The following is a 21,298-nucleotide window of genomic DNA, read 5'->3' as shown; positions in this document are numbered from 1 at the left end:
CTCGTCCGGACAGCGGACACAGGCGGCTAGAGAACCACGGGAGACTCGCATGGTGGCATGGACGTGGCGGTTCGAGACGTCGGACGGTACCGAGGTGCAGCCGGCCGTGCAGCCCGAGGACTTCACCACGCAGGGGGACGCGGAGTCGTGGCTCGGCGAGTACTGGAAGCCGATCGCCGAGGGCGGCGCCGACCAGGCCACCCTCTTCGAGGACCGGACGAAGGTGTACGGGCCCATGAGCCTGCACCCCGAGGAGACGCCGGGGACCTGACGCACCCCTGACGGCCCCGCCCGGTCCCGGATCGCCAGGTCCCGAACCGGGCGGGCCGACCAGGGCCTGAACACGGACCCGGCCCCGGGCCCTGAGCCGATCCCGCCCGGGATCGGGACCGGGCCCGGGATCGGGACCGGCTCAGGGCTCGGGCCGGGGCTAGGCCCGCCCGTGGCCGGGGTGGGCCGGCGGCTCCCGCCGCTCGCCGTACACGCGGGCGGCGTCCGTACACGTGGCCCCCAGCGGGTGTGCACGCCGGCCCCGGACGCACACACAGGACGTCAGGGCGCCCGTCGCCCGTGCGGTGGCCCGTGCCGCGGGCCCGGGTGAGCCTCACAGCTCCGCGGACGGGCCCTCACAGCGTGCCCAGGGTGACCCGCACCGTCTTCTCGTCACCGCCGCGCACGTACGTCACCCGGACGGCGGCCCCGGGTCTTCGGCGGGCCAGGGCCTCGGTGAGTGACGTGACGGTCGTGACCCTGGTGCCGCCCAGTCGGGTGATGATGTCGCCGGCCCCGATGCCCGCCCGGTCCGCCGCACCGCCCTTGCGCACCCTGACCACGGCGACCCCGTCCGGCTCCGAGTCGTTGCCGAGGACCGTACGGGCCGTGATGCCGAGCGCGGCGCGGCCCGAGTCGGTGACCCGGCCGCTCCTGATGATCTGGCCGGCGATGGCGGTGACCGTTCGCGAGGGGATCGCGAAGCCGATGCCGGGAGCCGCGCTGCCGCCCAGGTCGGGGTCGGTGGCTGCGAGCGTCGGAATGCCGATGACCTTGCTGTCCAGGCCCACCAGGGCCCCGCCGCTGTTGCCCGGGTTGATCGCCGCGGACGTCTGCACCATGTCCGTGATCGTCGCTCCGGTGCCTCCGCCCGGGTTCCCCCCGCCGCCCTCGGTGACCGTTCTTCCCGTCGCCGAGACGATCCCCTGGGTGACGCTGGACGACAGCCCGAGCGGCGACCCCATGGCCAGCACGATCTGGCCGACCTCCACCGACGACGAGTCGCCGAACGAGGCCGCCCTGAGCCCGGCCGGCACCCGGTCGAGCCGGACCACCGCGAGATCCTGCTCGGCGTAGGCGTAGACCAGCCTCGCGGTCAGCGTCTGCTCGCTGTTGGCTGTGGTGACCTTGAACGACTTCTCACGGCCGACCACATGGGCGTTGGTGACGACGTGGCCCTGCGAGTCGTAGACGATCCCGGAGCCGAGCGCCCTGCTGCCCTGGATCTGCACCACCGACGGCAGCACCTGCCTGATCACCCGCTCGTAGGCGTTCTGCAGGTCGGTGGCCGCGAGCGGTACCGTCCGCCCGCCGTCGGCCGCACGGGAGGACGGGGTGCCGCGGTCCTCGTCCGCGCCCGGCGCCCGGGACCCCGACGCACCGTCCGTACAGCCGCCGAGCAGCACCGCGCAGCCCGCCCCGAAGACCACCGCGCGCAGCCGCCACCCTCGCAGCGGTGAGCGGCCGGAGCGCGGGGACCGGACGGCGCGTGGCGCCCGGGCCCCGCGCCGCAGGAGGAGGGCAGAGAAGAGGTCCATGCCCGGAGTATCCCTTTCGCCCACCTTGCCGGGCCCGCTCTGCGGGGCCGTTCAGGGGGTGCGGGCACCGGCGGCCCGAGAAGTGCCCGCGACGGCGTCCCCCACCAGGGAAAGCCGCCGGGGAAGGCCGGTCGGGAAAGCCGCCGGGGAAGGCCGGTCGGGGACCGCGGCCCCCGGGGCATGGCCGTCCGCCACGGGACCCCGCGGCGGACGCGGTCAGCCCCGGACCCCGCACAGGTGCAGCAGCGCCGCCACCCGCCGGTAGGGATCGGTGCGCCCCGCACGCTCCTCCGCGGCCAGCAGCCGCTCGGGGTCCTCGGGCGGCACGGCGTCGTCGGGCGCGGTGTCCGTGAAGACCCGTACCCCGTACCAGGCGGCCAGCGGTGCGCCGATGCCGGCCAGCGTCGCCGTGAGGGCGTCCAGCCGGTCGGCGCGCACCTGCAACCCGAGCCGGTTCGTGTACACGTCCGTGCCGAACGCGGTCAGGGCCTGCGCCCAGTCGCCGGCGAGGCCCGGCCGCATGGCGAGCGCGTCGCCGTTGCGCACCAGCAGCGACAGCAGGCCGCCGGACGCCATCACCCGGGCAAGCCCCGCGAGCAGCGCGTCCGGATCCGCCACGTACATCAGTACGCCGTGGCACAGGACGACGTCGAAGCTGCCGGGCGGGAAGTGCGCCCCGGTGTCCCGGGCGTCGGCCTCCACCAGTTGCACCCGCTTGCGGATGCCCTCCGGCTCGGCGTCCAGCGCAGCACGGGCAGCCGCCAGCATGGCCGCGTCCTGCTCCAGGCCGGTGACCTGGTGTCCGGCCCTGGCCAGCCGCAGTGCCTGCGTGCCCTGGCCCATGCCCACGTCCAGCAGCCGCAGCCGCCGGCCCACCGGGAAGCGGCCGGCGATCTGCTCGTCGAGCTGCCGTGCCACCAGTTCCTGGCGCACCGCGTTGCGAAGGCCGCCGAGACCCTCCAGCCAGAGATCCGCACCACCGGTGAAGCCGGTGGCTCCCGCCTCCTCGGCGGGACCCTGGTCGAGTATTGCGCTCAGGGCCGCTCTCCGCGCTTGACCTGCGGCTTCGGCATCCGCAGCCGGCGCATCTGGAGCGAGCGCATCAGGGCGTAGGCCACGGCACCGCGGGTGGACTCGCCCGGGAACCGCTCCGCCAGGCGCTTGCGCAGCCGGACGGTGCTGGCGAGCGAGTCGAAGACGATCAGGATGATGACGACCAGCCACAGCAGCAGCGCGATGCTCTGCAACGCGCCCACCCGCACCATGCTCAGGACCAGGATCACCACCGCGAGCGGCAGGAAGAACTCGGCGACGTTGAAGCGGGAGTCCACGAAGTCACGGGCGAACCTGCGCACCGGACCCTTGTCGCGCGCGGGCAGATAGCGCTCGTCGCCGCCAGCGAGGGCCTGGCGCTGCTTCTCCATCTGCACCCGGCGCGCCTCGCGCTGGCGCTTGGCGGCGTCCTTGCGCGTCAGCGGGGTGTTGGCCACGCTGCGCCGCTGGGACTGGGCCTGGCTGCGCTTGGGCGTCGGGCGGCCCTTCGGGGCCTGCGGGTCACGGGACGGCTTACCGTCGGTCACCGGCGCCTGCACGGCGGCGGCCTTCTCATCCTTGGCACGGCTACGGAACACAGGACCCAAGGGTACGGGGTGGGTGCGGCCGGGGAGAGGCGGGACCGCGGTCGACTGGGGAACGATCCGGCAACACCGGGCGTCCTTACCAGGGCAGACCGGACGTAGCCGAGTAATCCGCGTGCCGCCCTTCCAGGACTCCCCGGGAGGCACCTACTCCTTACGCCGGAGCGGCGCGGGTGGCAGTCGTCCTTGGGGATGACCGCATCCACGCCGGAACAGTGCGGTAATGGATGCGGGGCCCGTACTGTGGGTTCTGTTGGAGCTGGAGCCGGAAGTCCGTCAGAAGGGGGCGCGCGAAGCCCATGAGCGGTGTCATGAAGCGTATGGGGATGATCTTCCGCGCGAAGGCGAACAAGGCCCTTGACCGGGCCGAGGACCCGCGCGAGACCCTCGACTACTCGTACCAGAAGCAGTTGGAGCTGCTCCAGAAGGTCCGGCGCGGTGTCGCCGACGTGGCGACCTCGCGCAAGCGCCTGGAGCTCCAGCTCGGCCAGTTGCAGAGCCAGTCGACCAAGCTGGAGGAGCAGGGCCGCAAGGCGCTCGCACTGGGCCGCGAGGACCTCGCCCGCGAAGCGCTCTCCCGCCGTGCGGCCCTCCAGCAGCAGGTCACCGACCTGGAGTCGCAGCACCAGACCCTGCAGGGCGAGGAGGAGAAGCTCACCCTCGCGGCCCAGCGCCTGCAGGCCAAGGTCGACGCGTTCCGCACCAAGAAGGAGACGATCAAGGCCACCTACACCGCCGCCCAGGCGCAGACCAGGATCGGCGAGGCCTTCTCCGGCATCTCCGAGGAGATGGGCGACGTCGGCATGGCGATCCAGCGCGCCGAGGACAAGACCGCCCAGATGCAGGCCCGCGCCGGCGCCATCGACGAGCTGCTTGCCTCCGGCGCGCTCGACGACCAGTCCGGCATGGCCAAGGACGACATCGCCGCCGAGCTGGACCGGATCTCCGGTGGTACGGATGTGGAGCTGGAACTCCAGAGGATGAAGGCGGAGCTGGCCGGCGGCTCCGAGCAGCAGGCCATCGAGGGCGGCCGCAGGCAGAACGGGGAGCAGTCCCAGCAGTCCCAGGACACCCCGCGCTTCGACAAGCAGTAGCCCACGCAGGGTCACGCCGAGGAGGGCGTCATGATCGTCCGGATCATGGGGGAGGGCCAGTTGCTGCTGGCCGACAGTCGCGTCGACGAGCTGAACGCACTCGACGACGATCTGCTCGCCGAGCTGGAGCGCGGTGACGGTCCCGGTTTCCGCCGGACCCTGCACGCACTCCTCGACAAGGTCCGCGAGCTGGGCGAACCCGTGCCCGACGAGTCCCTGCAACCCTCGGAACTGATCCTCCCGGCCCCGGACGCCACCCTTGAGGACGTCCGCTCCCTCCTCACGGACGACGGCCTGATCCCGGGTTGACGTCCGGGACGGCGGGACCACGGCAGCGCACCCCCAGGACTCCGGCTCCTCCATGCATCGGCTCCAGAAGACACCGTGAGACCCCTGACCGCAGGCCAAGCCTGGCTCCGCACCCATCCCTCGGCGCTGGACGCCGCCGTGGCGACCGGAGTCCTGATCTGCATGACCGCCGGCTCCCTCGCCGACCCGCGGGGGAGGCACGGCCCGCTCCTCGCCTCGCACACCCCCGACGCGCTCAGCATCGTCCTGATGGTGCTCGGCTCCGCCTCCCTGGTCTTCCGGCGCCGCGCCCCCCTGCCCGTCCTCGCCGCCACCGGCGCCGTCTCGCTGGTCGAACTGCTCTCCGGGGCGCCCCGTGTCCCGGTGGCCATGTGCGCCGTGGTCGCGCTCTACACCGTCGCCGCCACCACCGACCGGCCCACCACCTGGCGGGTCGGTCTGCTCACCGGCACCGTGCTCACCACCGCCGCGATGCTCGCCGGGCCGCTGCCCTGGTACGCGCAGGAGAACATCGCGATCTTCGCCTGGACGGGCATGGCCGCGGCCGCGGGCGACGCCGTGCGCAGCCGCCGGGCCTTCGTGCACGCCATCCGCGAGCGGGCCGAGCGCGCCGAGCGGACCCGCGAGGAGGAGGCCCGCCGCAGGGTCGCCGAGGAGCGGCTGCGGATAGCCAGGGACCTGCACGACGTCGTCGCCCACCACATCGCCCTGGTCAACGTGCAGGCAGGCGTCGCGGCCCACGTCATGGACAAGCGGCCCGACCAGGCCAAGGAGGCGCTCGCGCACGTCCGTGAGGCCAGCCGCACGGCACTCGGCGAACTGCGCGCCACCGTGGGCCTGCTGAGGCAGTCCGGCGACCCCGCGGCCCCCACAGAGCCGGCGCCGGGCCTGGACCGCCTCGATGAACTCGTCGAGACCTTCCGCAGCGCCGGCCTGCCCGTGCGGGTGGCGCGCAGCGGCCACGGCCCCGGCCTGCCCGCCGCGGTCGACCTGGCCGCCTACCGGATACTCCAGGAGGCGCTGACCAACGTGCACAAGCACGCGGGGGCCGGGGCCGGCGCGGAGGTCTCGGTGCTCCGGATCGGCGACCACCTGGAGCTGACCGTGCTCGACACGGGCCCGGGTCCCGGCACCGGTCCCGCCTGGCCGGCCCTCCCAAGGCCCGCGGAGCCCGCCGAGGCCGCCGGGCCCGGCGGGCCGGACGCCTTCGAGGTGGCCGAGGAGAGCGCCGGGGGCGGCGGCCACGGTCTGATCGGCATGCGCGAACGCGCCACCGCGCTCGGCGGTAGCTGCACCGCGGGCCCCCGCTACGGCGGCGGCTTCCGCGTCCATGCGATCCTGCCGGTCACGGCACGTGCCGAGCGGGCCGGGGAAGCGACGGGGGACCGCGCATGAGGACGGGCACGGCGCACGGAGCGGGCGCGGCACGCGCGACGGGTACGGCACGTGCGCCGGGCGCGGAACGCGGACAGGACGGCGGACAGGTCGTCGGCAGCGGTCGGACAGGGCGGGCGCGGCCATGACCATCCGGGTGCTGCTCGCCGACGACCAGGCGCTCCTGCGCAGCGCCTTCAAGGTGCTGGTCGACTCCGAGCCCGACATGGAGGTCGTCGGCGAGGCGTCGGACGGCGCACAGGCGGTACGGCTGGCCCGCGAGCGGAACGCCGACGTCGTGCTGATGGACATCCGGATGCCCGGCACCGACGGGCTCGCGGCCACCCGGCTGATCAGCGCCGATCCGGAGCTGGCGGACGTCCGCGTGGTGATGCTGACGACCTTCGAGGTCGACGAGTACGTGGTGCAGTCCCTGCGGGCCGGCGCCTCCGGGTTCCTCGGCAAGGGCTCGGAGCCGGAGGAACTGCTCAACGCGATCCGGGTGGCCGCCGCGGGTGACGCGCTGCTGTCCCCGGCCGCCACCAAGGGCCTGATCGCCACGTTCCTCGCCCAGCACGACGGCACCGACGGCCGCGACACCGCCGGCTCGGAGCGGCTGGGCACCCTGACGGGGCGGGAGCGCGAGGTGCTGGTCCAGGTCGCCGGGGGACTGTCCAACGACGAGATCGCCGAGCGCCTGACGGTCAGCCCGCTCACCGTCAAGACCCACGTCAACCGCGCCATGGCGAAGCTCGGCGCCCGCGACCGCGCCCAGCTCGTCGTCATCGCCTACGAGACCGGCCTGGTGCGGCCGAGGGCGTCCTGACGCACGGCGGGCACGGGGCCCGCCACCCCGCCGTGCCCCCTGCCGCGGCTGGGGCCTGTCGTTTCGACCAGGCCGGACTCGCGAGCCCTGGCACGTGCGTCTGCGGCGTTGCCGTCGGTCCCCGACGCCCCGCCCGCCGACTCCCCCTCCGCCCCGGGGCCGAAGGCACCGGTCCCCGCTCCCCGATCCGGCCCGGCCCGGCCCGGCCCAAGCGAAAGACCCTAGACCCCAAGGTGTAGGAGGCGTACTACGGCCGCAGTAGGCCCCGGGTGAGGAAAGGGACCTGGGAGCGACGAACGGGGGCCTTCGCATGGCGGAGGGTATAGGCAAGGGGGGTTCATTCCGTCCTCCTCTGCCGCTTCCCCGTTACGTACGCCGGGTCCGTACGCCAGGCCCGTACGCGAAGCCGTACGCCCGCCGCCCACCGCGGCGCGGGGCCCGCCCGGCGGGGCGCCACAACCGCATGCCACCGACGCACGCCACAGAAGAGAGACCGTCACCCATGTCCTGGCTGTCCAGATTCAGCCTCGCGCAACGGGCCCTGATCGGGCTGATGTCGATCATCGCGCTCGTGTTCGGCGCGATCGCGATCCCGCAGCTCAAGCAGCAATTGCTGCCCACCATCGAACTGCCCATGGTGTCGGTCCTCGCGCCGTACCAGGGGGCGTCTCCCGACGTGGTCGACAAGCAGGTCGTCGAACCGCTGGAGAACACCATCAAGGCGGTCGACGGTGTCACCGGCGTCACCTCGACGGCGAGCGAGGGCAACGCCGTCGTCAGGGCGCAGTTCGACTACGGCAACGACACCAAGCAGATCGTCGCCGACGTCCAGCAGGCCGTGAACCGCGCCCGGCTGCCCGCCGACGTCGACCCCCAGGTCATCGCCGGCTCCACCGACGACCTGCCGAGCGTGGTGCTCGCCGCCACCGCCCCCGGCAACGACCAGCAGGCGCTCGCCGACCGGCTGGACCGCGCCGTGGTGCCCGGCCTGAAGGACATCGACGGCGTCGGCCGTGTCTCCGTCGACGGTGTGCGGGACATCCAGATCACCGTCACCCCGGACAGCCGGAAGATGGCGCGGGCCGGTGTGAGCCCGACGGCGCTCGGCCAGGCGCTCCAGGCGGGCGGCGCCACCGTGCCGGCCGGCTCCTTCGACGAGGGCGGCAGGAACCGCACCGTACAGGTCGGCGGCGGCTTCACCTCGCTCCGGCAGATCCAGGACCTGATGGTCGGGGGCGAGGGCGTCCAGCACCCCGTGCGCCTCGGCGACATAGCCCGGGTGAAGCAGGAGGAGGCGCCCGCGGACTCCATCACCCGTACGAACGGCAAGCCGAGCCTGTCCGTGTCGATCACCTCCGACCGGGACGGCAGCGCGGTCGCCATCTCCAAGTCGGTGCACGACCTGCTGCCCGACCTCCGGCGCTCCCTCGGCTCCGACGCCACCCTCACGGTCGTCAGCGACCAGGGCCCTGCGGTCTCCAAGTCCATCCACGGGCTCACCACCGAGGGCGGGCTCGGGCTGCTCTTCGCGGTGGTCATCATCCTGGTCTTCCTGGCGTCGGTGCGTTCGACGCTGGTCACCGCGGTCTCCATACCGCTCTCCGTGGTCCTCGCGCTGATCGTGCTGTGGACCCGGGACCTGTCGCTCAACGTGCTCACGCTCGGCGCGCTGACCATCGCGATCGGCCGTGTCGTCGACGACTCGATCGTCGTCCTGGAGAACATCAAACGCCACATCGGCTACGGCGAGGAGCGCGCCGGCGCGATCCTCGCCGCCGTCAAGGAGGTCGCGGGAGCCGTCACCTCCTCCACCCTCACCACGGTCGCCGTCTTCCTGCCGATCGGCCTGGTCGGCGGCATCGTCGGCGAGCTGTTCGGCTCGTTCTCGCTGACCGTCACGGCGGCCCTGCTGGCCTCGCTGCTGGTCTCGCTGACCGTCGTGCCCGTGCTGTCCTACTGGTTCGTGCGGCCCCCCAAGGCGATGCGCGGCGTCGACCCCGACGAGGCGCGGCGCAAGGCCGAGGAGAAGGAGGCACGCAGCCGGCTGCAGCGGGTGTACGTGCCGGTGCTGCGGTTCGCCACCCGGCGGCGCCTCACCAGCGTGGTCATCGCGGTGGTGGTGCTGGTCGCCACCTTCGGCATGGCGCCCCTGCTGAAGACCAACTTCTTCGACCAGGGCGACCAGGAGGTCATCTCGATCAAGCAGGAGATGAAGGTCGGCACCAGCCTGGCGACGACCGACGCCGCCGCCGGGAAGGTCGAGAAGCTGCTCGACGGCATCGACGACATCAAGGACTACCAGGTCACCGTGGGCTCCTCCGGCTTCCTCGCGGCCTTCGGCGGCAGCACGGACACCAACCAGGCCTCGTACCAGGTGACCCTGAAGGACTCGGCCGACTACGACGCCGCGCAGGACCGCATCGAGAGCGGGCTCGCCGGGCTCTCCGGGGTCGGCAAGACCACCCTCAGCGCCGGTGACGGCTTCGGCAGCCAGGACCTGAGCGTGGTGGTCAAGGCATCCGACGCGACGGTGCTGCGCACGGCATCCGACCGGGTCGAGGCCGCCGTCGCGAGCCTGGACCACGTCAGTGACGTCCACAGCGACCTCTCGCAGTCCGTGCCCCGGATATCGGTCAAGGCCAACGCCAAGGCGGCCGCGGCCGGGTTCAACGACGCCACCCTCGGCCAGGCCGTGGCGGAGGCCGTCGGCGGCACCAAGGCGGGCAAGGCGACCCTCGACGACACCGAGCGCGACATCGTGGTGCGCTCGGCCAAGCCCGCGACCACGCTGGACCAGCTCAGGAAGCTGCCGCTCGGCCCGGTGCGGCTCGGGGACATCGCCGACGTCAAGCTGGTGGCCGGACCGGTCTCCATGACCCGTATCGACGGCGAGCGCGCCGCGACGATCACCGCCCGGCCGACCGGTGACAACACCGGCCAGGTCAGCACCGCGCTACAGAGGAAGATCGACGCGCTGAAACTCCCGCAGGGCGCCACGGCGGACATCGGCGGTGTCTCGCAGGACCAGGACGACGCGTTCTCGTCGCTGGGCCTCGCGATGCTGGCGGCCGTGGCGATCGTCTTCATGCTGCTGGTCGCGACCTTCCGCTCGCTGGTGCAGCCGTTGATCCTGCTGGTCTCGATCCCCTTCGCGGCCACCGGCGCCATCGGCATGCTGGTCCTCACCGGCACCCCGATGGGCGTGCCCGCGATGATCGGCATGCTGATGCTGATCGGCATCGTGGTCACCAACGCGATCGTGCTGATCGACCTGATCAACCAGTACCGCAGCAGGGGCTACGACACCATCGAGGCGGTCATCGAGGGCGGTCGGCACCGGCTGCGCCCGATCCTGATGACGGCGCTCGCGACCGTCTTCGCGCTGCTCCCGATGGCCCTCGGCGTCACCGGCGAGGGCGGTTTCATAGCCCAGCCGCTGGCCGTGGTGGTGATCGGCGGCCTGATCACCTCCACCCTGCTGACGCTGCTGCTGGTGCCGACGCTCTACGCGATGATCGAGCTGCGCAAGGACCGCCGCCGCACGAAGCGCGCGGCACGCAGGGCCCGCAAGGCGGAGGGAGCCCCGGACCGGGACGGCGCGGGCGAGTCCCGCGCTCCGGAGCCGTCCGGAGTCTGACCCACCGCGCACGAAGCCCCGCGGCCGCTTTGGCCGCGGGGCGTCGCCGTACCCGGGCACGCCCGGTATCTGCAACGGCTCCCTGCGCCTCGCAGGCCGCACCGGGCGCGCCCGGGCAGGTCGCACAGGTCGCGCCTGCGCAGCCGGCACGGGACACGCCTGACCGGACCACGCCGGCGCGGGCGTGGTCCGGCACCTGCCGGCGCGGTGCGGCGCACGTCCCGGCGGCTACGGCAGCGCCAGCATCCGCTCCAGCGCCAGCTTGGCGAAGTGCTCCGTCTCGGCGTCGACCCGTATGCGGCCCACCACCTTGCCGTCGGCCAGCGATTCCAGCGCCCAGACCAGGTGCGGCAGGTCGATCCGGTTCATCGTCGAGCAGAAGCAGACCGTCCGGTCGAGGAAGACGATCTCCTTGCCCTGGTCCGCGAAACGATTCGCCAGACGTCTGACGAGGTTGAGCTCCGTGCCCACCGCCCACTTCGAGCCGGCCGGCGCGTCCTCGAGGATGCTGATGATGCGCTCCGTCGAGCCCACGTGGTCCGCCGCCGCCACCACCTCGTGCGTGCACTCGGGGTGCACCAGTACCTGCACCCCGGGGATGCGGGCCCGTACCTCGTCCACCGAGTCCAGTGAGAAGCGGCCGTGCACCGAGCAGTGGCCCCGCCACAGGATCATCCTGGCGGCCCGCAGTTGCTCGGCGGTGAGCCCGCCGCCCGGCTTGTGCGGGTTGTAGACGACGCAGTCGTCGAGCGACATCCCCATGTCCCGCACCGCGGTGTTCCTGCCGAGGTGCTGGTCCGGCAGGAAGAGCACCTTCCCCGCACCCGGCGCCGAGCGGCCGAAGGCCCACTCCAGGGCGCGCTGCGCATTGGACGAGGTGCAGATCGTGCCGCCGTGCCGCCCGGTGAAGGCCTTGATGTCGGCCGACGAGTTCATGTACGAGACCGGTACCACCTGGTCGGCGACCCCGGCCTCCGTCAGCACGTCCCAGCACTCCGCGACCTGCTCGGCGCTGGCCATGTCCGCCATCGAGCAGCCGGCCGCGAGGTCCGGCAGCACCACCTGCTGGGAGTCGGACGTCAGGATGTCCGCCGACTCGGCCATGAAGTGCACACCGCAGAAGACGATGTACTCGGCCTCCGGGCGGGCGGCCGCGTCCCTGGCCAGCTTGAACGAGTCGCCCGTGACGTCCGCGAACTGGATGACCTCGTCGCGCTGGTAGTGGTGGCCCAGTACGAAGACCCGGTCCCCGAGGCGCTCCTTGGCGGCGCGGGCCCGCGCCACCAGGTCCGGGTCGGACGGGGCGGGCAGGTCGCCGGGGCACTCGACACCGCGTTCGCTCCGCGGATCGGACCCCCGTCCGAGCAACAGCAGGGCCAGCGGCGTGGGCTGGACGTCCAGGGGCTGGGCGGTGGTCACGGCACACACCCTTTCTCGGTGGCGGGCACGACTTCTCGTCGATTTGACGTTATCTATCATATCCCCTTCATGTCAGTTTGACGATGACCATCGCGTCGATGTGACGTGATCCGAGGGGGCGCCGCACCGCTCCACCCGACCCGGGTCGGTGTGCGAGCATGGGAGGGCAAGCAGCGCGGAGAACCCCGCGACTCAGGAACGGCGACACCAGAACCGCGACAGAAGACGGTCACCCGGCCCCGGAATGAATTCGCGGCCCCGCCGGTTGCATCCGTCGGCAAGCAGTCTCCGTACAACCCGGGAGAGATGTAGATGTCCGTATCGGACGAGACCACCACCGCCACCGACGGCATCATCCTGTCCGACGCCGCTGCGGCCAAGGTGAAGGCCCTGCTCGACCAGGAAGGCCGCGACGACCTGGCGCTCCGCGTCGCCGTCCAGCCCGGTGGCTGCTCCGGCCTGCGCTACCAGCTCTTCTTCGACGAGCGCTCCCTCGACGGTGACGTCGTCAAGGAGTTCGGCGGAGTCAAGGTCGTCACCGACCGGATGAGCGCCCCGTACCTGGGCGGCGCGTCCATCGACTTCGTCGACACCATCGAGAAGCAGGGCTTCACGATCGACAACCCGAACGCCTCGGGCTCCTGCGCCTGCGGCGACTCGTTCCACTGAGCCGCCGCCGCGCCCGGTAGGGACGCGGAGGACCGCACGGGCGACCACGGCGCGCCCGTTCGGCGGACGGTACGGACGAAGGCGGTGACCCCTCGGGGTCACCGCCTTCGTCGGTTGGCTCGGCTTCGCCGGTCAGCTCGGCTGGAGCCGCTGGAGCCGCTGGAGCCCGGGGAATGCGCACCACCGCTGGAGCCGCTGGAGCCGCTTCAAGCGGTTCAGCCGGGTTCGCCGGTTCGGCGCGTGCGGGTCGGGCTCAGCCCCGCTCGACGGTCGCCCCCGTGCTGTCCACGACCTTCCGGTCACCCACCGGCTGGTGCAGCGTGACGGTCTTCTCCAGCTCCTTGGCGATCATCACGCAGACCTTGTCCGGGTCCTTGCGGTGCTGGGTGACCGTCACGGCCACCTTGCCCGCGTCCTCCTGCGCGGACACCGTGTAGTCGGTGCACACCCCGCCCCAGAAGCGCACGGTCAGCGACCGGCCGTCCGCCGTGTAGGACGAGACGCGCACGTCCTTGGTGCCCGGCTGTGTCGGCTTGCCGGGCTCGCCGGTGCCCGTGAGGTAAGCGGGGTCGACGGCCGGCTGCGTCACCGTGAAGCTGGTCCCCGCGCCCTTCGGCCGCACCTCGAAGAGCCAGGACGGCACCAGCGCCTGATGGCCCTCGACCAGGTGCGCGGCGAGCCCGAACGCGGCACCCCGCACCGGTACCCGCGAGGCCGTGCCCGGGCCCGAGCCGGGATCCGGACGGCCCCCGGCGCCGCTGTCCAGGTGTACGCACGGGTGCTGGGCGGACGCCCGCCCCTTCTGCGGGACGACCGTCCCGCAGCCGCCCGGGCCGCCGGGTCCGACCGTGCCGTGCCGGGACTTGTTCAGCAGGTCCAGTGTCTTGTCGGCGCCGAGCACCGGGTAGGTCTCGCCCTTCACGGGCGCCGCCATCCGGCCGCTGCCGCCGAGCACCGTCCCGTCCGCGCCGACCCGGATGCCGGTCGACCAGCCGTAGGTGGGCAGGCCGCCCACCTCGGGATCGGCGTTCACGACCCGCTCGGCGCCCATCACCTGGCCGGCGTCGAGCGCGGCGCCGTCCTGGCCGAGCGCCTTCAGCACCGGCGCGGCCGCCGCCTTCGCCTCCCGCTCGCTCACCGCCCGCCCGGATCCGGACGGCGCTCCCGAACACTTTTTGCCGCGCGGGCAGTCGTCGCTGCCGCCCGCCGCGTACCGGGTGAACGTCCAGGTGCCCGGGGCCTGCTCGGCGACCCGCAGCAGCGGCCCCGAGCCGTCCTTGGCCGAGCCGACCAGCCAGCTCCCGTCCGAGGAACGGGGACTGCCGCCGACGCCGAGCGCCTCGGCCAGGTCCTTCACCTGCCGGGCCGTCACCGATCCCTGGGCGTGGTAGACGGGTGCCGAGGACGGGCCGTCGGGCAGGGCCCCCTCGGCGCGGTACGTCGCGCCGCTCGGATCGGGCTCGCCGGGGGCGATGCCGGCACCGCCGGAGGAGCCGCCGCTGCCGGTGGAAGCGCCGCCCCCGGTGTAGCCGTCGAGCCTGAGCGGCGGGGGATGGCCGTCGCCCGACGCGGCGCCCGGGGAGTCGGAACCGCTCCCGCCGGACGCGGTCGCGGCGACATAGGCCCCGCCGCCTCCGGCCAACAGGACCGCCGTGGCCACGGAGGCGACGGCGAGCCGGGTCCTGCGCGGCCGCGTGCCGTCCGCCCCCGCCGTGTTCCGGCCGTCCGCCTCCGCCGCGCCGCGGCCGCCGGGCGGTGCGCCGCCGGGACCGCCGGATCCGGTGCCCTGGCCCGCACCGCCGCGTGCCGGGTCCGTCCCGGCGTCCTTCGCGGCCTCGTTCGCTCCGTCGTCGTTCACTGATCGCTCGGTGCTCACGCCTCGCTCCTTCGACTGCCGTGCGGTCCCCCGCCACGACAGGTCGCGCGGCCCCGGCCGTGGGCCGCGCCCCTTCGCGGGGGACGGCAATTCGACGGCGGAGCGGGGCGTGCGGTTCCCGGGCGTCCGCCAACCGGGTGACGCGCAGGGCCCCTTGGACCTCCGTTCACCCGCGGGCGGCGGACCTGTGCGGGGTGCGCCGACGGCCCGGCGGGGAGGGGCGCGCCAGGCCGCCGGGGAGGGGCGCGCCGGGCCCGCAGGGGCACTCGGTGCCTCGTCCTGCCCGAGGTGGAGTGCCTGGTCAGTCGCCGTAGTCGGACATCGCGTCCAGCAGCCGGGCGGAACCCGGCGGCACCACGATCGGGTGGATGCGGGACGGAGGTACCGGGCCTGGTGCGGCGGGTGGCGGCGTCACCCAGTGCGGCACCATCCGGGCGCAGTCACCCCGCAGCCCCGCGAGCCCCGTACCCGTTCCCGCGCCCGTCCCGGACGCACCGTGGTCCCGACCCGTGGTGTCAGTCATACCCGCACCGTATGCACCACCGAGACCGCGAAGAAAGACCTACTATCGGGTATTTTTGAAGTGTCGTTTTGAAGCGTCGCCGCCGCCCGGCCGAGCCGATGACGGGGCCACCGCCGCCCCGGCCGGAGCCCCCGGCACCTACCCCCGCGCCGACCCTCCGGACAACTCCGCCTCCCGCTCCGTACTGGTGACTCGTGTCAGAGTGCGGTGAGCGGGCCGAGCCCAGCCCTACGAACTCCGCAGGAGCGTCTGCCGTGCGCATCGCAGTCACCGGCTCCATCGCCACCGACCACCTCATGACCTTCCCCGGCCGCTTCGCCGACCAGTTCATCGCGGAACAGTTGCACACGGTCTCGCTGTCCTTCCTGGTCGACACCCTCGAAGTGCGCCGCGGCGGCGTCGCACCCAACATCTGCTTCGGCATGGGCCAGCTCGGTGTCGCGCCGGTCCTGGTCGGCGCCGCGGGGGCCGACTTCGGCGAGTACCGGGCCTGGCTGGAGCGGCACGGGGTGGACACGGCCTCCGTCCGGATCTCCGAGGTGGTGCAGACCGCACGCTTCGTCTGCACCACGGACGCCGACCACAACCAGATCGGCTCCTTCTACGCCGGTGCGATGCGCGAGGCCCGCCTGATCGAGTTGAAGACCGTCGCCGACCGGGTCCAGGGCCTCGACCTCGTCCTGATCAGCGCCGACGACCCGGAGGCGATGCTCAGGCACACCGAGGAGTGCCGCTCGCGCTCCATCCCGTTCGCCGCCGACTTCTCCCAGCAGATCGCCCGCATGGACGGCGACGGGATCCGCACCCTGCTCGACGGCGCCTCCTACCTCTTCTCCAACGAGTACGAGAAGGGCCTCATCGAGTCCAAGACAGGCTGGAGCGACGAGGAGATCCTGGGCAAGGTCGGCCACCGCGTCACCACGCTCGGCGCACGCGGCGTCCGCATCGAGGCGTGCGGCGAGGATCCCGTCGAGGTCGGCGTCCCGCAGGAGGAGGCCAGGGCGGACCCGACCGGCGTGGGCGACGCCTTCCGCGCCGGCTTCCTCTCCGGTGTCGCCTGGGGCGTCGGCCTGGAACGCGCCGCCCAGCTCGGCTGCATGCTGGCCACCCTGGTCATCGAGACCGTGGGCACCCAGGAGTACGAGCTGCGCCGCGACCACTTCGTGGACCGCTTCGCCAAGGCCTACGGCGACGGGGCCGCGGCGGACATCCACGGCCACCTGGCCCGGGTGCTGTCCGGCCGGCCGCCGGGGCGCAGCGGGCCGGTCAGGTGAGCCGGCGGACCACATAGGCCCGCCCGCGGTCCGCCGGCTCCTCGCCGACGTACTCCTGGCCCCGCATCGCACACCAGGCCGGGATGTCGAGGCGGGCCGCCTCGTCGTCCGAGAGCACCGTCACCGTGCCGCCGACCGGAACGCCGTCGATCACCTTGGCCAGCTCGATGACCGGGACGGGGCACAGCCTGCCGAGGGTGTCGACGACCAGGGAGCCCTGCCGCGAGGGCGCCGCCGGCGAGTCGGGGGCGCCCAGCCGCTCGCGCACCGCGGCCACCGCCCGGGGCAGCACCGCGAGGAAGCGCTCGACGTCCTCCTCCCGGGTGCCCGGCGGCAGCGACACCCGCACGTTGCCCTCGCTCAGCACCCCCATCGCCACCAGCACATGGCTCGGTGTCAGCGTGCTGCTCGTGCAGGACGAGCCGGACGACACCGAGAACCCGGCACGGTCCAGCTCGTGCAGCAGCGCCTCCCCGTCGACGTACAGGCACGAGAAGGTGAGCAGGTGCGGCAGCCTGCGCACCGGATCGCCCACCACCTGCACATCGGGCACCAGCTCGGGCACCCGGGTCCTGATCCGGTCGGTCAGCTCCCGCAGCCGCGGGCCCTGCGCCGCCGCCTCGGAGCGCACGGCACGCAGCGAAGCCGCGGCCGCCACGATCGCCGGAACGTTCTCGTAGCCCGCCGCCCGCCCCGACTCCCGCTCGTCGCGGGGACCTTCCGGAGCGAACCTGACGCCCTTGCGCACGGCGAGCAGGCCGACCCCCGGCGGACCGCCCCACTTGTGCGCGCTGGCGGCCAGCAGCGACCAGGCGCCGGGCACCGGGCCCCAGGCCAGCGACTGCGCCGCGTCCACCAGCAGCGGCACCCCGGCCGCCCGGCACACCGCGGCCACCTCCTCCACCGGCTGGACGGTGCCGACCTCGTGGTTGGCCGACTGGAGGCAGGCCAGTGCGGTGTCCGCGCGCAGCGACTCCCCGAACGCCTGTGCGCGGACGGCGCCCGTGCGGTCCACGGGGACCTCGGTGACCGTGCCGCCCTGTGCCTCGTGCAGTTCGGCGCCGTGCAGTACCGCGGAGTGCTCCACGGACGAGACGACCAGGTGGCGGCCGGTGCGACGGCGCCCGGCCAGCGAGCCGGCCAGCCCGGTGTGCAGGGCCCGGGTGCCGGACGAGGTGAAGACCAGCTCGTCGGGACGGCAGCCGACCGCCTCGGCCGCGGCCTCCCGCGCGGCGTCGAGCAGCAGTCTGGCCCGCCGGCCCTCGCGGTGCAGGCGCGCGGGGTCGGCCCAGCCGTCGTCCAGGGCGGCGAGCAGGGCCTGACGGGCCACGGGATGCAGGGGAGCGGTGGAGGCGGCGTCGAAGTACGGCACGGTCGTACGGTAGCCCGGGCGGCCGCCGGGAACGGGGTGCCGCGGGCCCCGCGGTGCGCCGCGCGACCGGTGGGCCGGGCGGGAAGGCCGAGGCAGATCCCCCGGGGGGTGGCGAGCGGCGGGTTGGGCACCCTCCCCGCGCAGGGGGAAACAGCGTCCAGTAGGGTTTGCTCCGCATAAACATCCAAACCCCTGCCCGACGCAGGACGGCGAACGACCAGCGAGAAGGCCGCAGCCGAACGCGCGGGCGAGACTCTCGGGAAGGCGCTACGTGAGTCCCAACGGCTCCGACCTCCCCCGCGCCTCAGCGGGCGCGGGCGGTATCCCCGCCTCGCGGCGCCCGATGCGGCGGAAGCTGCTGCAGGTGCTGCCTCTGGGCCTGATCCTGGTGACCGCCACCGGTTGCACATACAAGGATTTCCCCCGCCTCGGGATGCCCACCCCGGCCACGGAGGAGGCTCCAAGGATCCTCTCCCTGTGGCAGGGCTCGTGGGCGGCGGCACTCGCCGTGGGCGTGCTGGTCTGGGGCCTGATCGTATGGGCGGCCATCTTCTACCGGCGCAGCCGCACCAAGGTCGAGGTTCCCCCGCAGACCCGGTACAACATGCCCCTTGAGGCGCTGTACACGGTGGTCCCCATCATCGTCGTCTCGGTGCTCTTCTACTTCACCGCGCGCGACGAGTCGAAGCTCCTGAACATCTCCGACAAGCCCGCGCACACCATCAACGTGGTCGGTTTCCAGTGGAGCTGGGCCTTCAACTACGTCGAGGACGTGCCGGGCTCGACCGGGGACGCGAAGACCTCCAAGGAGCTCACCGACATCCCGGACCGGTTCAGGGACGACTTCCCGGCCCGCGCCGGCGGGGTCTACGACGTCGGCACCCCGGCCGTGCGCAACCCGCAGACGAACAACCCGGGCCCGACCCTCTGGCTGCCCAAGGGGGAGAAGGTCCGCTTCGTGCTGACCTCGCGTGATGTCATCCACTCCTTCTGGGTGCTGCCCTTCCTGATGAAGGAGGACGTCATCCCGGGTCACACCAACGCCTTCGAGGTGACCCCCACCAGGGAGGGCACCTTCCGCGGCAAGTGCGCCGAGCTGTGCGGTGTCGACCACTCCCGGATGCTCTTCAACGTGAAGGTCGTCTCTCCCGAGCGCTACCAGAAGCACCTCCAGGACCTCGCGAAGAAGGGGCAGACCGGTTACGTCCCGGCCGGTATCGCGCAGACGGGCCATGAGAAGAACCGGGAGACGAACAACCTGTGAGCATCCTCAACGAACCTCAGGGTGCCGCGGCGGCCGAAGACTCGCTCGAGCACGAGCTGCCGGTCCGGCGCAAGCAGCCCGGCAGTGCCGTCGTCAAGTGGCTGACCACCACCGACCACAAGACGATCGGCACGCTCTACCTGGTCACGTCGTTCGCGTTCTTCCTCATCGGCGGTGTGCTCGCGCTCTTCATGCGCGCCGAGCTCGCCCGTCCGGGTGAGCAGATCATGTCGAACGAGCAGTTCAACCAGGCGTTCACGATGCACGGCACGATCATGCTGCTGATGTTCGCGACGCCGCTGTTCGCCGGCTTCGCGAACTGGATCATGCCGCTGCAGATCGGCTCGCCCGACGTGGCCTTCCCGCGGCTGAACATGTTCGCGTACTGGCTGTACCTCTTCGGCTCGCTGATCGCGGTGGGCGGCTTCCTCACGCCGGACGGCGCGGCCGACTTCGGCTGGTTCGCCTACTCGCCGCTGTCCGACGCGGTCCGCTCGCCCGGTGTCGGCGCCGACATGTGGATCATGGGCCTGGCCTTCTCCGGCTTCGGCACCATCCTCGGCTCGGTCAACTTCATCACCACCATCATCTGCATGCGCGCACCCGGTATGACGATGTTCCGCATGCCGATCTTCGTGTGGAACGTGCTGCTGACCGGTGTGCTGGTGCTGCTGGCCTTCCCGGTGCTGGCCGCCGCGCTGCTGGCGCTGGAGGCCGACCGCAAGTTCGGGGCGCACGTCTTCGACGCGGCCAACGGCGGAGCGCTGCTGTGGCAACACCTCTTCTGGTTCTTCGGGCATCCGGAGGTGTACATCATCGCCTTGCCCTTCTTCGGCATCATCTCCGAGGTCATCCCCGTCTTCAGTCGAAAGCCGATGTTCGGCTACGGCGGCCTGATCGGTGCCACCATCGCCATCGCGGGCCTGTCCGTGACGGTGTGGGCGCACCACATGTACGTCACCGGCGGTGTGCTGCTGCCGTTCTTCTCGTTCATGACGTTCCTGATCGCCGTGCCGACCGGTGTGAAGTTCTTCAACTGGATCGGCACCATGTGGAAGGGCTCGTTGTCGTTCGAGACGCCGATGCTCTGGGCCATCGGCTTCCTGATCACCTTCACCTTCGGTGGTCTGACCGGTGTCATCCTGGCCTCGCCGCCGATGGACTTCCACGTCTCCGACTCGTACTTCGTGGTCGCGCACTTCCACTACGTCGTCTTCGGCACCGTGGTCTTCGCGATGTTCTCGGGCTTCCACTTCTGGTGGCCCAAGATGACCGGCAAGATGCTGGACGAGCGGCTCGGCAAGATCACCTTCTGGACGCTGTTCTGCGGCTTCCACGGCACCTTCCTCGTCCAGCACTGGCTGGGCGCCGAGGGCATGCCGCGCCGGTACGCGGACTACCTCGCGGCCGACGGCTTCACCGCCCTGAACACCGTCTCCACCATCAGCGCCTTCGTCCTCGGGCTGTCGGTGCTGCCGTTCCTCTACAACGTCTGGAAGACGGCGAAGTACGGCGAGAAGGTCGGCGTCGACGACCCCTGGGGCTTCGGCCGCTCGCTGGAGTGGGCCACTAGCTGCCCGCCGCCGCGGCACAACTTCCTCACGCTGCCGAGGATCCGCAGCGAGTCCCCGGCCTTCGACCTGCACCATCCGGAGATCGCCGCACTCGACCAGCTCGAGAACGTCGGAGCGGGCGTACCCGCAGGCATCACCGGCGGCAAGGAGGCCGGCAAGTGAAGATCCAGGGCAAGATGTTCCTCTGGCTGGCCCTCTTCATCCTCGTCATGGCCATCGTCTACGGCGTGTGGTCGAAGGAGCCGGCCGGCACCACCGCGCTCTTCCTGGCCTTCGGCCTGAGCGTCATGATCGGCTACTACCTGGCCTTCACGGCCCGCAGGGTCGACGCGGGAGCGCAGGACAACAAGGACGCCGATGTGGCGGACGACGCCGGCGAGGTGGGCTTCTTCAGCCCGCACAGTTGGCAGCCGCTCGCGCTCGCGACCGGTGGCGCGCTCGCCTTCATGGGCATCATCTTCGGCTGGTGGCTGCTGTACTTCTCGGCCCCGATCATCCTGATCGGCCTGTATGGCTGGGTCTTCGAGTACTACCGGGGCGAGAACCAGAACCAGTAGGCGCGAGAGCGCCGGGCGGGCCCGGTGCCCCTAGCACGCCACAGGCACCACGGACCCGGACACTCCGCACGGAGTGTCCGGGTCC

General features: G+C 72.3%; 18 protein-coding genes. 11 read left to right on the top strand and 7 right to left on the bottom strand.

Features of this window, described 5'->3' with window-relative positions:
• Positions 1 to 49: 49 nt before the first annotated feature.
• Positions 50 to 271, top strand: coding sequence for a hypothetical protein (locus IE313_RS07595; RefSeq protein WP_189930164.1), 222 nt, complete (start codon positions 50 to 52; stop codon positions 269 to 271).
• Positions 272 to 626: 355 nt separating this feature from the next.
• Here IE313_RS07595 and IE313_RS07590 read toward each other — a convergent pair whose 3' ends face one another.
• From IE313_RS07590 to IE313_RS07580, 3 genes are all read right to left on the bottom strand, one after another.
• A complete protein-coding gene (locus tag IE313_RS07590) occupies positions 627 to 1,808 on the bottom strand; it encodes a S1C family serine protease (protein WP_189930163.1) in 1,182 nt (393 codons plus the stop codon).
• Positions 1,809 to 2,024: 216 nt separating this feature from the next.
• On the bottom strand, positions 2,025 to 2,726 hold the full coding sequence (locus tag IE313_RS07585; protein WP_189930162.1) for a class I SAM-dependent methyltransferase: 702 nt from the start codon (positions 2,724 to 2,726) through the stop codon (positions 2,025 to 2,027).
• A gap of 116 nt (positions 2,727 to 2,842) precedes the next feature.
• Positions 2,843 to 3,439, bottom strand: coding sequence for a DUF3043 domain-containing protein (locus tag IE313_RS07580; RefSeq protein ID WP_229924444.1), 597 nt, complete (start codon positions 3,437 to 3,439; stop codon positions 2,843 to 2,845).
• A gap of 305 nt (positions 3,440 to 3,744) precedes the next feature.
• On the opposite strand from IE313_RS07580, the gene IE313_RS07575 reads away from it, so the two are divergent.
• The 5 genes from IE313_RS07575 (at position 3,745) to IE313_RS07555 (ending at position 10,685) form a co-directional block, all read left to right on the top strand.
• A complete protein-coding gene (locus tag IE313_RS07575) occupies positions 3,745 to 4,539 on the top strand; it encodes a PspA/IM30 family protein (RefSeq protein WP_189930161.1) in 795 nt (264 codons plus the stop codon).
• A 30-nt stretch (positions 4,540 to 4,569) separates the two neighbouring features.
• The gene (gene pspAA / locus IE313_RS07570) at positions 4,570 to 4,848 is read left to right on the top strand and encodes a PspA-associated protein PspAA (protein WP_189930160.1); all 279 of its coding nucleotides are present in this window, start codon (positions 4,570 to 4,572) and stop codon (positions 4,846 to 4,848) included.
• Between the two features lie 75 nt (positions 4,849 to 4,923).
• Positions 4,924 to 6,243 carry a sensor histidine kinase gene (locus tag IE313_RS07565; RefSeq protein ID WP_229924443.1) on the top strand — a complete coding sequence of 440 codons (1,320 nt, stop codon included), beginning with the start codon at positions 4,924 to 4,926 and terminating at the stop codon, positions 6,241 to 6,243.
• Positions 6,244 to 6,367: 124 nt separating this feature from the next.
• The gene (locus IE313_RS07560) at positions 6,368 to 7,048 is read left to right on the top strand and encodes a response regulator (RefSeq protein WP_189930159.1); all 681 of its coding nucleotides are present in this window, start codon (positions 6,368 to 6,370) and stop codon (positions 7,046 to 7,048) included.
• A gap of 502 nt (positions 7,049 to 7,550) precedes the next feature.
• Positions 7,551 to 10,685 (top strand): efflux RND transporter permease subunit, encoded by a 3,135-nt coding sequence (locus IE313_RS07555; RefSeq protein WP_189930158.1) that lies wholly within the window; start codon positions 7,551 to 7,553, stop codon positions 10,683 to 10,685.
• Between the two features lie 228 nt (positions 10,686 to 10,913).
• Here IE313_RS07555 and nadA read toward each other — a convergent pair whose 3' ends face one another.
• Positions 10,914 to 12,104, bottom strand: coding sequence for a quinolinate synthase NadA (gene nadA / locus IE313_RS07550; protein ID WP_189930157.1), 1,191 nt, complete (start codon positions 12,102 to 12,104; stop codon positions 10,914 to 10,916).
• Positions 12,105 to 12,416: 312 nt separating this feature from the next.
• On the opposite strand from nadA, the gene IE313_RS07545 reads away from it, so the two are divergent.
• Positions 12,417 to 12,773, top strand: coding sequence for an iron-sulfur cluster assembly accessory protein (locus IE313_RS07545; RefSeq protein ID WP_189930156.1), 357 nt, complete (start codon positions 12,417 to 12,419; stop codon positions 12,771 to 12,773).
• A 253-nt stretch (positions 12,774 to 13,026) separates the two neighbouring features.
• Here the strand turns inward: IE313_RS07545 and IE313_RS07540 are convergent, their stop codons facing one another.
• Both IE313_RS07540 and IE313_RS07535 read right to left on the bottom strand, forming a co-directional pair.
• Positions 13,027 to 14,649 (bottom strand): hypothetical protein, encoded by a 1,623-nt coding sequence (locus IE313_RS07540; protein ID WP_189930155.1) that lies wholly within the window; start codon positions 14,647 to 14,649, stop codon positions 13,027 to 13,029.
• 301 nt (positions 14,650 to 14,950) lie between these two features.
• Positions 14,951 to 15,172 carry a hypothetical protein gene (locus tag IE313_RS07535; protein WP_189930296.1) on the bottom strand — a complete coding sequence of 74 codons (222 nt, stop codon included), beginning with the start codon at positions 15,170 to 15,172 and terminating at the stop codon, positions 14,951 to 14,953.
• A 254-nt stretch (positions 15,173 to 15,426) separates the two neighbouring features.
• Between IE313_RS07535 and IE313_RS07530 the strand changes: the two genes are divergently transcribed.
• On the top strand, positions 15,427 to 16,446 hold the full coding sequence (locus IE313_RS07530; protein ID WP_189930154.1) for a carbohydrate kinase family protein: 1,020 nt from the start codon (positions 15,427 to 15,429) through the stop codon (positions 16,444 to 16,446).
• Here the strand turns inward: IE313_RS07530 and IE313_RS07525 are convergent.
• On the bottom strand, positions 16,439 to 17,818 hold the full coding sequence (locus IE313_RS07525; RefSeq protein WP_189930153.1) for a cysteine desulfurase/sulfurtransferase TusA family protein: 1,380 nt from the start codon (positions 17,816 to 17,818) through the stop codon (positions 16,439 to 16,441). The two genes, IE313_RS07530 and IE313_RS07525, sit on opposite strands and share 8 nt — an antisense overlap.
• A 271-nt stretch (positions 17,819 to 18,089) precedes the next feature.
• Here IE313_RS07525 and ctaC point away from each other — a divergent pair, with 271 nt between their 5' ends.
• From ctaC to IE313_RS07510, 3 genes are read left to right on the top strand one after another with little or no spacing between them, the layout of a single operon-like run.
• Positions 18,090 to 19,082, top strand: coding sequence for an aa3-type cytochrome oxidase subunit II (gene ctaC, locus IE313_RS07520; RefSeq protein ID WP_373316936.1), 993 nt, complete (start codon positions 18,090 to 18,092; stop codon positions 19,080 to 19,082).
• The gene (ctaD, locus tag IE313_RS07515) at positions 19,079 to 20,818 is read left to right on the top strand and encodes an aa3-type cytochrome oxidase subunit I (protein WP_189930152.1); all 1,740 of its coding nucleotides are present in this window, start codon (positions 19,079 to 19,081) and stop codon (positions 20,816 to 20,818) included. The genes ctaC and ctaD overlap by 4 nt, the downstream gene beginning before the upstream one ends.
• Positions 20,815 to 21,213, top strand: a complete 399-nt coding sequence (locus IE313_RS07510; RefSeq protein ID WP_189930151.1) for a cytochrome c oxidase subunit 4 — start codon at positions 20,815 to 20,817, stop codon at positions 21,211 to 21,213. Before ctaD ends, IE313_RS07510 begins: the two co-directional genes overlap by 4 nt.
• The last annotated feature ends 85 nt before the right edge of the window (positions 21,214 to 21,298 follow it).

The organism is Streptomyces sulfonofaciens, assembly GCF_014656295.1.
GTDB classification, from domain to species: Bacteria; Actinomycetota; Actinomycetes; order Streptomycetales; family Streptomycetaceae; genus Streptomyces; species Streptomyces sulfonofaciens.
The sequence above is the reverse complement of the archived record's forward strand: the minus strand, read 5'-3'. Positions and strand labels throughout refer to the sequence as shown.